The sequence below is a fragment of the Mycobacterium sp. IS-1556 genome, assembly GCF_001499985.1.
GTDB lineage: Bacteria > Actinomycetota > Actinomycetes > Mycobacteriales > Mycobacteriaceae > Mycobacterium.
The window spans coordinates 109,255-121,171 of sequence record NZ_LQIM01000034.1; the positions used below are offsets into that span (position 1 = coordinate 109,255).

Here is an 11,917-nt window from a genome sequence, read left to right on the forward strand (position 1 = left end):
GCCCCGGGACGTTCCCGTGCCTTCGCAGCCGCGCCGCAGCCTAGGAGGATGGTCCGACATCATGGAGTTGGTCGACAATTCGACTGTCCGCCGGGCTGTCGCTGAATTCGCTGCCCAGCCTGACCAACGACGCGCGATTGAGGTGCTTCGCTCGTGCATGTACGGCGAGTTACTCTTCGACCTCACCGGGTCAGACAAGCCAGTGGACGGTTCGTTTCCGCGCGGATCCCGGATCCAGATCCGCGGCGGCACAGGGCCGGGTGGCGGTCGGGCGCTGTTTGCATTCACGCGTCAGGAGGAGATCGCCCGCCTGTATCCACCGGGCACTGAGACTCAGTCGATGGTCACGCCCGCGGCCGGCGCGCTGGGGTTGGCCCGGCAACAACAAGATTCCTGGCTCTATATCGATCCGGCAGGTCCAACGTGTGCGTTGTCGGCCACCGACCTGGAGTTTGCCTTGTGTAATCCGAACAACGAACCATTGAAGACGACGCTCGCCGCGCTGGATGCCGGTCACACCGGCAGGCGGGATGTCCTGGAAGTCCTTCAGAGAGAGGGCCCGATGTTGCTGGGTGCGGACGAGAAGTCCGTCGCGGGCAAGGTGCTCGTTCGTTCGATGGCCATGGCCGACGGCTCAACTGCTCTGGTCGGCTTTACCAGCGCTCCAGAAGTCGTCGCGTTCAACCCAGCGGATGCTGTCGCTGCCCTCACTACGCTCGAGGTGCTGGAGATGGTTCACAGAAACGGTTATAGCGGAATCGTCATAAACCCCGCCGGGCCATCAATTTCGTTCTCCAAAGCCGAAATCGGGGCCAACGGATAGGTGTCGATCGGGCGGATTGATCTCACAGCATGGGGCCGCGTCCTAGTAGATACCGCCATTGCGTCTGGCTTCATCACCTATGTATCCATCGTCGTGTCCGGCCCACTTGCCCAGGACCACGCTTTCGTCAAGTAGTGGCGAGCTGAGTAGGTGTTGCGCCGAAATGACGTCGGCTGCCGTTCTCGACTCCTAGGTGGTTGCACGCCGGCGATTAGCGGAGTTGCCAGCCTACGCATCGGCCGATTTCCTCCAAGGCCGCCGATGACAGTTCAGGATGCCGCTGGCTGAATCTTCCGATGATGTCATTGACGCCCTCGGCCAAAGTCATGGTTCCCCAATCAATCGGCATCGCAACCGCTTCGCGGACTAATTCAATGACTCGGTCGGCGGCGACGTTACCCTCGTCCTCTCCGTAGTGATCGATAAGCTTCTGCCGGTCCACCCGGGGTATTGCGGATTCGCTCATACCGATGAGAACCGCTTCGTTGACCGTCTGTGCGTCCATTCCGGGCCGAACGGACTGTACTTCATCGGAACAATCGTCAGCCACCGTCGTTTGTCCGCTCGGTCAACTGGTCCACGGTATAGCTCCAACTATTTTTGTTTGTGGATTCCAGCGTGCGCCGCCTCATAATATTTCAGAATATTGTCTCGAACCCACCGCAACTCCTCAGCGCTGGTCTTGGTCTCGAAACTTACGGTCTCGATCAGTTCTTCGAGGGGCACGTCAGGCATCGGAGCAAATTTCGTGAGGTACTGCCATTTAAAAGATGCGTCGTGAGGACCGAATTCGTTGGGTGCATCCAGCGGCGCAATCATGCAATTTACGCTGCCCTCGCGGGATGACTGATAGATCTGAAGCTTGCAATCGGCGGATTTGTAGTAGACAACAGAACCATGCCTACCGCCTTCATCGACATGAACGTCGACATTATCTAAAGTGAACCCAAGATCAGACAACAGAGGGCCGACTATGGACTCCACTTCAGTCGGAAAGTGATCAACCATGTCCATCAACTTCCTACTCTCACCCATGAGTTTCCAATTCGCTCATATCCGTATGCGGGTGCATTCTGGATCAGATACTTTATCTCCTTTGCGGAGAACGAATTAGGGTCGGTGCGGATGACGTCTTCGACCGACGAGAATCTCGTGCCTTCAACGACATAGTCGATGCGTGGAACGCCGCCCTCCAGTTGAGTCTTGAGGAACTGCTCGTTGACCTGCCACCCGAGTGCGTCCGCCTCTGGTCTGCTAAGGCCATGACCGATAGCGCTCCAAGTAGCGGGTCCTGTGTCGTAGTAGATACCGCCGTTCTTCCTGGCTTCACCTATGTATCCATCTTCTGGTCCGGCCCACTTCCCCAGGACCACGCGGTCTGCATTCCCGGTGTCGGAATTTGGACTTGGCATGTGATGTGTAGAGAGATCTGCGACTTGGCGGGCGAGCTCAACTGTGGGCTGGCCATTCACGTAGGCCTCGTTGAGGCTTGATGCCACAGCTGGAGCGTCAGGCGAGTAGCCGTCAGAGTAATCCCATACGGCAGGTGGTGATTGATCGCCCGCTGAGGGACTGAGCGGAGTTAGCTGATCGACCGTCCCTGGCGCACTTGGCGTATCGATGACATCGTCGGGGATGGCCGCCCGAGCGCCGTGGGCGGCCAGGGCCGCTTCACCGCCGAACATGGCACCCGGTGCGGTGATCGCGGTTTCGCCGGCGAGCTCACCAAAGTAGTGCCCGGGGTACTTCGTCAAGTGCTCGATTTCCTCGGTCCAGGAGTCGACGGGGTTGGTGATCCGTTCCCAGCTGCCCTTGGCCGTTTCGGACCAGGAGTCCTTGAACTCCTCCCATCCGTTGGCTCCGATGAGGCCTTTGATGCTCTCCTCGGTGTTGAACCAACCGTCGGCGAACCCGTCCGAGACGCTGGGTGGCGGCGCCGCTTCATGCTCGGTCGGCTTCGACGCGGGAAGGGGTTTCTGCGCCGCAGCGACGATCGCGTCAAGTCGCTGCTCGATCTGCTCTGGCGGCACACCATCGCGCAGCATCGCCTGCCGAGCGAGGTTCTTGAACTGCTCGACCTTCGCCGGGTCCATCGGCAGTGGCCCGGCTGGGGCGGCCGCGACGTCGTCGGCGGTCGGCGCCCCAGGCTGATGACCGGGCTCGCCGGCGAGCTGATCCAGTGCACTATCGAGACTGTCCGGTGTGGACGCGGGTTCGCCGGGCTTGGGCTCATTACGCTCTTCGCCGTTCTGGGGCAGCAGCAGATCTTCTAATGAAGAGGCCGTCTTCACAGCCGGCTCGGTTGTTCCACTGGCAGCCGTTATTGCCCCCGCCAGGTCGGCGTCAATTCGCTCGCCGTCGGCAAGCGCGGCGCTGATGCGCTCTCGTAGATCGGTGACCTTGGCCGCGACCTGCGCGGCGTATTCCTCCGTCATGTGACTGGTGTCAGGCGGGATCACCTGATTGGTCGACTCGTTGATGACCACCACTGGCTGAGTGGCGGCGTCGTCGAGGATGCGCTTTATCGTCTCGGCGAGATCTTCAGCGTCCTTATGGACCAGTTCCATCCTGGTCGCGGCGCTACCGAGATTGTCGGCCACCCCATCGTGGTCGCTCGCCGTGGCCGTCATCGCGGATTTGGCCGCATCCGCGCCCTTTCCCTCCCAGGTGGAGACCGTAATCAGCGACCGATATAACTCTGCGGAGTTGCTGTGGTTAGCGGCTGCTTCACGTGCTGATTGGGCTAGGTCGGCGATCTCGGGAGGCCACTCTTTGAGCTCCTTCAAGTTCAGCGACACTTGGTCAACTCACAGCGCAGAACCCGCGTCGTCGATCCCCTGGGCACCGCCGGCATCGGTACGCACATAGCTGTCCGCCGCGTCGCGATGTCCCTGCGCGTGGCGGATGAAATGCTCGTTGAACTGCGTACCTTCGGCTTCCCACGCCGCCAGCATCCCCGGCAACGCGGTCGCTGCCGATCCCGAGCCGAGAGCCGCTTTGCTCGCCCGTGACTGAGCCGTTTGATGCGTCGCCCGAAAGGCGCTGGCGTGACCGTCGAGCTGGTCTGCCGCCATGCGCAGTTCTGTCGGATCGACCTTCAGCGGCTCGTTCGGATTCGACACCGTGCCCCCTTCCCTGTTTGCCGCACATTAACATCGCTGCGTTGCCCACTGACGCGGCAGATTTGTCCGCGGGAGTTTGATGGTCGTCGGATTCTCTTGGCTATTGGGCAAAGTGTTCGTTGGTGCGCATGGGGCCTTGCTGTTCCTGTCCGGCGCGGCAGTCGTGCTCGTTGCGTCCGCCGTGGCTGCCGCCGCACTTCTCCGATCAGGCTCTTCCCGCCTCATGGGGCTAGCCCTCAGCATCGCAGGCTCGTACGGCGTGGTTCTCGTCGGCGGGCTTATCTATGGAGTTTGGATAATCCGGTGGTGAGTGAATCGGAGAGGACTTCAGCGGCGCGCTATGGCCCGGCGACTTTCGTTGCAGCACTTGGAAATACCCTCGTGGTCGGCCTTGCGACGTGGTACTTCATTCCGTGGTTCGCACTCGTAGTGTTCACTATCCCGCTTCTCTTGCTGGACTTTGCAATCGGTGTTGTATTCGTGACACGCCCGGGCGCGATGGGACAAGTTGGACGGGGAATGCTCATCGGCTTGATCGCGGCTCCGCTGACGTTACTTCTCTTCCTGCCCGGCCTCCTGTTAGTTCAGGCGATCAATCTGGTGTGACTGACGGGCGACTGAACAGCGTTCTGAAAACGTTCCGCGGGCGGTGTCATCCCGATTGCGCGAACTCGGTTCACTCACAATGCATAACCACAGCTGGGTGTAGAGAGCGTCGACTGACCGCGGAGGGCGGTACTCACCGCTGAATTGGTGCGTCCTGACCTGTCCGGCGTGCTGGATAATGGACGGGCCATCAATACGAGACAGGGGATTCTGTGCTTGTCGATCCGGAGATCCTGCGCGCGTTCGCCGGGCACGTGGACACCGTCAGCGGACGTATCACTGATGCCGCCGTGGGGCACACCGTCACGTCGGCGGCAGACGGGTTGCCCGGGTCGACAACACAGTGGGCTGCGAGATCGGTCGGGGAGCATTTCACTCAGATGGCCGACAAGTTGGCAGCGAACGTGGCGAAGATGGGTGAGGCCGTGCGCGGGGCGGGGGACACCTTTGAGGTGGCCGACGCGACACTGGCAACCAACTTCGATGGATTGTTCTGACCGATGCTGCCTTCCCGGCCGACTCTGCGGAGTTGGAATCCAGAGTCGTTGTCGACCTCCGCCGCGGCGATCAAAACGCGAGCACAGACAGTGGCCGATGCCGTGTCGGGTATCGATACGGCGTGCGCGCAGATGCCGGAAACCCGGGCATGGTCGGGAGCATCCCATGACGCCGCGAGTGCGATGTTCGGGCGAGCGGAGCGTGAAGCGTCGAAGTTCTCGGAATACGCCAGCAAGGTTGCGGCGGCGTTGAGGAGTGGCTCCGAGTCGATCGGTACTGCCCGCAAGACGCTGCTGGCCAAGGCCGACGAACTCGACGCCGGCCCGTTGAACGTCAGTGATCAATGGGTGGTGCTCGTCGATCCGGTCTACATGTCCGAGGAGGAGATGGCCAAGGCGTTGGCCCAGCAGGAGCAGGCCACCGTCAACACGATGCTGACAGCTGTCGGTGATGCCGACAACGCGACCGCGGACGCCGTCGTGGCCGCAGGCAAAGAATTTGGCTTCGTCGAGGCAGGCCCGCCGACCGATCTGGGCGACATCATGTTGCCCACGGCGCAGCGCCCCCAGGATCAGGTGCCGGACCCGCGCACAGTCGTCGGCATGATGGCGCAGGACTCGATCCGCGCCGCCGATCAGCAGCAGAACGTCCGGGAAGTCATCGAATCCACAAACAAGCACGGCGAGGAGGTGACGACAGTGATCAAACAGGACGGCAGCAAGGCCGTCACCACCCGCATGGACCCTTTCGATTGGCCGAGCAAGCAGAACTTCTACCAAATGGAGGAGTTCGACAAGGATGGCAATTTCGTGGCGCGGACGAGTTCGTGGCATGACATGGGGACCGACTGCGATTACACGTCGATCACCTACGCCGACGGCTCGAACTTGACGATGTCGATGGACCCGACTGGCCACCGGACCGCCGGCTTCACCACGGCAGGCGGTCGGCACAGTGCGGTGCCCGTCGAGTTGATCGACAACATCTCGACGGGGACCGGGGCTGCCATGTCGGGGCTGGAGAAGCACATCGCTCGTGGCGGCTCGTTGCCGATGCTCACCGCGGAGTCGGTCGAAAACATTGGGAAGACGATGAAGTTCGGCGGTCCAGCGCTGGGGGCGGCGACGACGGTGTTCGATATGGCGATGGCCGATTCCGGCAAGGAGCGGTGCGTCGCCCTGGTAGCCGGTATCGCGGGTGCCGGTGGCGGGTGGGGCGGTGTGGAAGCTGGTGTGGCGGTAGGTGCTTTGGGAGGACCTTGGGCGCCGATCACCGTACCGGCCGGGGTGCTGATCCTCGGGGGTCTCGGAGCTTTCGGTGGTTCCGACTTGGGCAAATTCGTTGGAGATGTCGTATGTCCGTACTGAACCTCCCCGAGCCGAGAAACTGGGCAAAATCCGGCAAGCTGCCGTTGTGGGCGATTCTTGGGTGCCTCGCGATCATTACCTACATTGCGGTTCTTGGAGTCTTGGCCGCCCTCCGCGGCAAATACCTGACGACGGTCTTGCTGTTCGGTGTCCTCGCGATTCCGCTGTTGATCATGGCGATGGTTCTATTTGGCGCCACCGGGAGGATAAGCGTCCGGACAACCAGCGACGCAACGGGATTCACGGTATGGCCAGACAAGCGCCTTGGCGCACTGTACTTTACTGCGCTGGTGATTGCGGTCCCGGCGTGCCTGCTGTTTGCGCTCTTTCTTCCGCGTGGAGTGCTTGACATTCCCATTTCCCGTGGCCTGCAGATCTTCTCACCACCGCTCTTCATCGTGGCGGCTTTGATCGCAGTCATCGGCTTGGTTGCCGGGGTGCGGCGAGGAGGTTTCGGGCATCTCAAGTTCACCCCGGCGATGATCGAGATCGCGGACGTCCTCAGGACAAGAGTCTTGGAGTGGGACGACATCATCGATGTCACAGACCATTCGGAAACCAAGAAGGCCGGCAGGTCGGTGGTGCTGTGTTTGCGCGACGGCGGCGAAGAGGTCGTCGGCGGCCTGAACCTGTACGTACCAACCGGGGTGCCGCTCTACTGGATGGTGCGGCACTACTGGAAGCATCCCGGAGACCGGATGGAGTTGGTGGATACCCGTGCGGCCGAACGGTTTCGAGAAGGGCGGTTCGCGCTCGACTGAAGTTGGTTCGCAGCCGGCAATCCCGTCCAACACTGCTGCAATAAACCTCAGCCGCGCTGGGTGATGCGTTGCGCCACCTCACCGTAGCGTTCGAACCGCTCGGGATCGGCCAGTGCGTTGTACAACACGATGCGTGACGCCACATCGCCGTACTTCTCGACGAGCGCGTCCGCCAAGCCATCCCACGTCGACTCCGTCGCGAACGTCGCGATGTGCTCGTCGCTGATCTGTGCCGCCATGCCCTGGTAGTCGCCGGCCTTCTGCTTCTCCCGGATCCGCGCCGTCGTGCCCTCGAAGCCCGCCTCGTCCCAGATGAACGCATAGTTCGGCGTGCTGCCGTAGAAGCTCATGCTCGCCCGCACCAACTCCCGTTCCCGATGCCGCTCCTCATCGGTGTCTCCCACGATCGTCATCACCGGCACGATCACCGCGATGTCATCCGGCGACCGCCCCGACTTTGCCGCGCCCTCAGCAACATTCGGCATCACATGCCTTCCGATGTACCCCGGCTCGCCGAGCGGATGCACATGGATTCCGTCGGCCACCTCTCCCGCCATCCGCAACATCCACGGGTTCACCGCCGCCACATCGACTTTCGGATCCGGCGCGTCGATCGGCCCCGCGCTCCACTGCGGCGTGATGAAGTCCAGGCTGTAGAAGTCGCCGTGATGTTCCAGCTTGCCTGTCCGAAACGCGTGAAAGCACGCCTTCACCGCCCGCACGTAGTCCCGCAGCCGCGGGCCCGGGCGCTCGAACTCCATCCCGTACCGCCGCACCACATGGGTGCGTACCTGCGTACCCAAGCCCAGCCGAAAGCGACCGCCCGTCGCCTCCTGCAACTCCCACGCCGTCGCCGCCGTCACGAACGGACTGCGCGGAAACGCCACCGCTACCCCCGTCGACAACTCCAACCCCGGCGCCGCGTCCGCCGCCACGGCAGCGTTCAGGTACGGCGTGCGACCGGTCTCGGTGAACAGCAAGCCAGAGAACCCGGCGTCCCGTGTCCGCCGGGCCAGGTCACCGATTTCTCGCAGCGGCCGCGGAGTCGTCATCACGTCGACGTACACGGTGGAACAGTACGTCGATTCGCTCGCCGGCGTGTGCACTGCCGGACCACAACGTGTCGCATTGCGTTTGAGAGCGAAGAGTCGCGGGTCCGTCACCATCGCTTTCGGCGTCGCCACAAGAGGGGTGATGATCAAAAGCTAGCGGCGACCTCTTCGTGTGGATACCCGGCCCGCCCCAGGGCACCACGCGACCCTAGTGTCCTGAGTCGTTTCCTCGTCGTCAGTGAGAATTCGAGGTTCGCGCATTCGGTGTGGTCCGGTTTCGGCTTCCTATGCTCGAGATTGCACACACGGCTGTGGTCGTCTTCTCAGATCAGCACAACCCTGGATGCAATCTCGGCGCTAGGACCATTTCGCAGACCAGCATTCCCGGCCACGTGCGTGCGTACAGGCACCCCAAATACTGCTCCCAAGCTAACGACTCACGGTATTCGCGCTACTGGGCCGTTTACGCGACCCGGCTGACGTGTGCCGCGGACTCGCCGATCGTCGCTTCGCTCTCGCCGATTATCGTGCGCAGCCACGCTTTCTGCTCCCGGTCGCCGCGCACCGCCGCGCGCTCCATGCCATCGGGACGCATCAGCGCCGCAACGCTGCGGACCAGGTTCACCGGCAGTCGCACGACGGGGTACCACGGCACGACATACGGCGACAGCCCCAGTGCCCGCATCGCGCGTGGCCCGAGGAATCCGCTTGTCACCGACAGGTGCTGGGACCGCGCGATGCGCCGGCGTAGCCCAGACATGCTGCGGTAGTGCCACACCATCGGGTCGTCGGCCATCGGCATCGCCAACTGCTTTGTCGACTCGTCGGGCTCCGACAGCGCCGACACCGTGTGATAGAGCACCCGGACACTGTCGCGGAAGTCGCGCGGCAGCCACTCGTCGTCCACCCCGATCAGCCATCCGACATATCGGGTCAGATGCGCGATCGCCTCATACTCCTTGGGCGCCAACACCAATCCCATTCCCAGCGCGCCCACCGGCGGAGCGATCAGCGCGCCGACCAACGTCGCCGCCATGTCGGTCTGGTTGACCGGAACCCCCCAGTCATCGCCCTGCCAGTCCGGCATCGCGGCCACATGCCGGCGTACGAACGCGTGGATCAGCCGCACCCGGATCGTCGACCGGTAGCCGATACCCAACGGCGCCATCCCGTCCTCGGAGATGATGTCCAACGCCCACTGCATCGTCTCGGCGAACCGCTTGTTCGAACCTTTCTCCAGCGCGCCCGTCCGGATCAACGTCTTGTTGAACCCGGAGAACTGGTAGCCACCGAGCAGCGACACGTCACGCGCGACGTACATACCGTCGGCGCCGCCTGCGCGCAGCGCACGCTGTCCTCGCCGCACGAGCTGCCAGTCGACCCACTCGGGCACCGTCTCGACGTCAGTGAAGAAGGCGCGCAACGGTTCCGGTGCCTCGGGAACGCTGGCGATGCCCGACGTGAGCGCGCGATCGAACAGCGGCCGCGTCTGCTCCATGCCCGTCGCCGACATCCACTCGACAAGGCGGTCCATCGGCTCGTCGCCGATGTTGAGGTTCGTGCCGAGCTTGGCCCACCGCTCGCCCGACGGCGCTTCGATGCCCAGCAGCGTCGCGAACAACCGGACGGCCGCCGGGACGGGGCCCGGCTTCGACGGATGACGGGCCGGAACGGGCTGATTCATCGCGTCTCTCCCTCGAGCACTTCTGATAACCACCGTTGTCCAAAGCTAACGCGCAGGTAGAGTCCTTGTCAATGAAGCGCGTAGAGGTGGTGCGTGACTACGGCGGCGTGAGCGCGGATGACCGTCGCACCGAACGCCGCCAGAGGCTGCTCACCGCCGCGCGCCGGATATGGGGGACCTCCGGCGTCACCGAAGTCACCGTGCGCGGGGTCTGCAGCACCGCGGGCCTGACCACCCGCTACTTCTACGAGCAGTTCCCGAATCGCGAGGCCATCGTGTTCGCCGTCGCCGACGAGGTCCGCGACGAGTTGCTCACGGCGCTGGTCAACGCCGGCGTCGGCGATCCCGGCACGCTCACCGACAAACTGACCTCGGCGCTGACGGCGTTCCTCGAGATCATCGCCGCCGATCCGCACATTCACCGCATCGCCACCGGCGACGTCAGCACGGTCGCCGGCCTGGCCGAACACCGTGCCGGCATCCTCGACCACATCGCCGCGTTGATCGTCGAACTCGCCCCGGAAGTCCTCGGCGCCGAGACGCCTGATCCCGAGGTGCTGCGCCGCAGCGCTCTGTTCATGGTCGGCGGCGCCAACTATCTCATCGAAACCTGGCTCAAAGACCCGAAGGAGACGCCGGTCGAGCTCGCGGCGATCGTCGCCGATCTGTGCGTCGCGGAGGTCAAAGGCTTAGGCGCCGCGTAACGATTCGTCGAGCAGCGCGACTCCGTCTCGCCACGCGTTGAGAATCGCTTCGACGTGGTCATCCATTTGTGCGCGGGCGGATTCCCGGTCGACACCCGACTCGATCAGATTGTCGTACTCGGTGTCGACATGGAGAACGGAAGCTTCAACGGCACGGCCCACCGCGTCGGCGTCAACCTCACCCGCACCGATGCATCGCTTGACCCGGTCGCGAAACCGAACAGCGGTGTGCAGGGCAATCGCTTCGGCACGGTCGGCTGGACAACCCGGAAACTGCTCGCGAATCGCGACGGCGATCTCGTCGCGGCCCGGCGCATCGGCGTCGGCAAGGCATTCGCGCGCCGCCTGTTCGATCGCGGTCGGCTCGGCCAGAATGCCCTGACGCTCATAGCGAGCACCGCGAAAGTTCCGCCGCATCTTTACGTTGAACCGCATCACGATGACGGGCTCTCGGCTGGTCTTCACGACGCGGCGGGTCAGCGCGGCGCAGCCCGCCGGCAGGAACTCGAGCTGACCGAGCCCAGCGCAGTCGAGGCACAGCGCGCCGGCCTTGTGCTCGAGGAAAACGTCGCCGGACCGGCCACACAATGCGCACGCCTGCGCATCGGGCGCCTCAAGGACTCGTCGTACTCGTGAAGCCACACCAGCCATGCGTCGACGTTATGTCGGCGCTACGACATTCCGCCGGTGCTGGTATCAGAGTGGTATCAAGCCCCGCGTGGGTATGACACTGCGGACCAGCGAAGCCCATGCCGAAGCGCTGCGCCGGCAGGCTGCTGCCGAGGGACGTTCCATGCAGGCTGTGGCTTTGTCGGCCATCGACGAGTACATCGAGCGTCGTGCTCATCAGAACGAACTGAAAACAGTGTTGGACAAGGTTATTGAGCGTAAGCAGGGTGTACTGCGCCGACTAGCCGACACGTGACCGTCTACCTGGACCTTGACGACCTGCTGCTCGTCGCAGCACGCGCCGTCGCCGATAACTTCGTGGTCAGAGACTACGGACTCTTGGAATCGGCGGTGGCGCGTCCCAAGACAACGGTGGCCGGAACTGAGGTCTACTCCGATTTCCACACGAAAGCAGGCGCCCTGCTGCATTCGCTCTGCCGCAACCGCGCCCTCCTCGATGGCAACAAACGGTTGGCTTGGACGGCCTGTCAAGCGTTCCTCGGCCTCAACGGCGAATGGGTGACGGCCAGCGAGGACGACCGCTTCAACTTGATGATCGCCGTGGCATCCGGGGTGATCGACGACGTCGACGAAATCGCCGCACAGTTGCGAACCTGGTGCGGCTGAACAC

General features: G+C 63.0%; 16 protein-coding genes. 9 read left to right on the plus strand and 7 right to left on the minus strand.

All coding sequences use genetic code 11. The annotated features are described in order from the left end of the window. Window positions 1–61: 61 nt before the first annotated feature. Window positions 62–823 (plus strand): SseB family protein, encoded by a 762-nt coding sequence (locus AU187_RS16985; RefSeq protein ID WP_059166977.1) that lies wholly within the window; start codon window positions 62–64, stop codon window positions 821–823. Window positions 824–1,034: 211 nt separating this feature from the next. On the opposite strand, the gene AU187_RS16990 is transcribed toward AU187_RS16985, so the two are convergent. From AU187_RS16990 to AU187_RS17005, 4 genes are all read right to left on the minus strand, one after another. Then, window positions 1,035–1,328, minus strand: a complete 294-nt coding sequence (locus tag AU187_RS16990; RefSeq protein ID WP_059166978.1) for a hypothetical protein — start codon at window positions 1,326–1,328, stop codon at window positions 1,035–1,037. A gap of 89 nt (window positions 1,329–1,417) precedes the next feature. Further along, complete coding sequence (locus AU187_RS16995) at window positions 1,418–1,837, minus strand: hypothetical protein (RefSeq protein ID WP_059166979.1); 420 nt, start codon at window positions 1,835–1,837, stop codon at window positions 1,418–1,420. After that, a complete protein-coding gene (locus tag AU187_RS25510) occupies window positions 1,837–3,621 on the minus strand; it encodes an Rv0964c family protein (protein ID WP_059166980.1) in 1,785 nt (594 codons plus the stop codon). Before AU187_RS25510 ends, AU187_RS16995 begins: the two co-directional genes overlap by 1 nt. A 9-nt stretch (window positions 3,622–3,630) precedes the next feature. After that, window positions 3,631–3,945, minus strand: a complete 315-nt coding sequence (locus tag AU187_RS17005; protein WP_059166981.1) for a WXG100 family type VII secretion target — start codon at window positions 3,943–3,945, stop codon at window positions 3,631–3,633. 306 nt (window positions 3,946–4,251) lie between these two features. On the opposite strand from AU187_RS17005, the gene AU187_RS17015 reads away from it, so the two are divergent. The 4 genes from AU187_RS17015 to AU187_RS17030 all read left to right on the plus strand — a co-directional run bounded on the left by AU187_RS17015 (window position 4,252) and on the right by AU187_RS17030 (window position 7,177). Further along, window positions 4,252–4,551 (plus strand): hypothetical protein, encoded by a 300-nt coding sequence (locus tag AU187_RS17015; RefSeq protein ID WP_156442372.1) that lies wholly within the window; start codon window positions 4,252–4,254, stop codon window positions 4,549–4,551. 212 nt (window positions 4,552–4,763) lie between these two features. Continuing rightward, entirely contained in the window at window positions 4,764–5,048 is a 285-nt protein-coding gene (locus tag AU187_RS17020; RefSeq protein WP_059166984.1) for a WXG100 family type VII secretion target, read from the plus strand. Between the two features lie 3 nt (window positions 5,049–5,051). Continuing rightward, a complete protein-coding gene (locus AU187_RS17025) occupies window positions 5,052–6,416 on the plus strand; it encodes a WXG100 family type VII secretion target (RefSeq protein WP_059166985.1) in 1,365 nt (454 codons plus the stop codon). Beyond that, window positions 6,404–7,177 carry a PH domain-containing protein gene (locus tag AU187_RS17030; protein ID WP_156442373.1) on the plus strand — a complete coding sequence of 258 codons (774 nt, stop codon included), beginning with the start codon at window positions 6,404–6,406 and terminating at the stop codon, window positions 7,175–7,177. Before AU187_RS17025 ends, AU187_RS17030 begins: the two co-directional genes overlap by 13 nt. 47 nt (window positions 7,178–7,224) lie before the next feature. On the opposite strand, the gene AU187_RS17035 is transcribed toward AU187_RS17030, so the two are convergent. Both AU187_RS17035 and AU187_RS17040 read right to left on the minus strand, forming a co-directional pair. Continuing rightward, window positions 7,225–8,244: a TIGR03617 family F420-dependent LLM class oxidoreductase gene (locus AU187_RS17035; RefSeq protein ID WP_059167138.1), complete on the minus strand. Its 1,020-nt coding sequence runs from the start codon at window positions 8,242–8,244 to the stop codon at window positions 7,225–7,227. Window positions 8,245–8,692: 448 nt separating this feature from the next. Next, window positions 8,693–9,913, minus strand: coding sequence for an oxygenase MpaB family protein (locus AU187_RS17040; RefSeq protein WP_059166986.1), 1,221 nt, complete (start codon window positions 9,911–9,913; stop codon window positions 8,693–8,695). Window positions 9,914–9,984: 71 nt separating this feature from the next. Between AU187_RS17040 and AU187_RS17045 the strand changes: the two genes are divergently transcribed. Then, window positions 9,985–10,617: a TetR/AcrR family transcriptional regulator gene (locus AU187_RS17045; protein ID WP_059166987.1), complete on the plus strand. Its 633-nt coding sequence runs from the start codon at window positions 9,985–9,987 to the stop codon at window positions 10,615–10,617. Here AU187_RS17045 and AU187_RS26010 read toward each other — a convergent pair. Next, window positions 10,603–10,857 (minus strand): DUF2293 domain-containing protein, encoded by a 255-nt coding sequence (locus tag AU187_RS26010; protein ID WP_286132049.1) that lies wholly within the window; start codon window positions 10,855–10,857, stop codon window positions 10,603–10,605. The two genes, AU187_RS17045 and AU187_RS26010, sit on opposite strands and share 15 nt — an antisense overlap. On the opposite strand from AU187_RS26010, the gene AU187_RS26015 reads away from it, so the two are divergent. From AU187_RS26015 to AU187_RS17060, 3 genes are all read left to right on the plus strand, one after another. After that, window positions 10,747–11,253, plus strand: coding sequence for a hypothetical protein (locus tag AU187_RS26015; protein ID WP_286132051.1), 507 nt, complete (start codon window positions 10,747–10,749; stop codon window positions 11,251–11,253). The genes AU187_RS26010 and AU187_RS26015 overlap by 111 nt on opposite strands. An 82-nt stretch (window positions 11,254–11,335) precedes the next feature. Further along, window positions 11,336–11,542 (plus strand): hypothetical protein, encoded by a 207-nt coding sequence (locus AU187_RS17055; protein WP_059166989.1) that lies wholly within the window; start codon window positions 11,336–11,338, stop codon window positions 11,540–11,542. Then, a complete protein-coding gene (locus AU187_RS17060) occupies window positions 11,539–11,913 on the plus strand; it encodes a type II toxin-antitoxin system death-on-curing family toxin (RefSeq protein WP_059166990.1) in 375 nt (124 codons plus the stop codon). The genes AU187_RS17055 and AU187_RS17060 overlap by 4 nt, the downstream gene beginning before the upstream one ends. The last annotated feature ends 4 nt before the right edge of the window (window positions 11,914–11,917 follow it).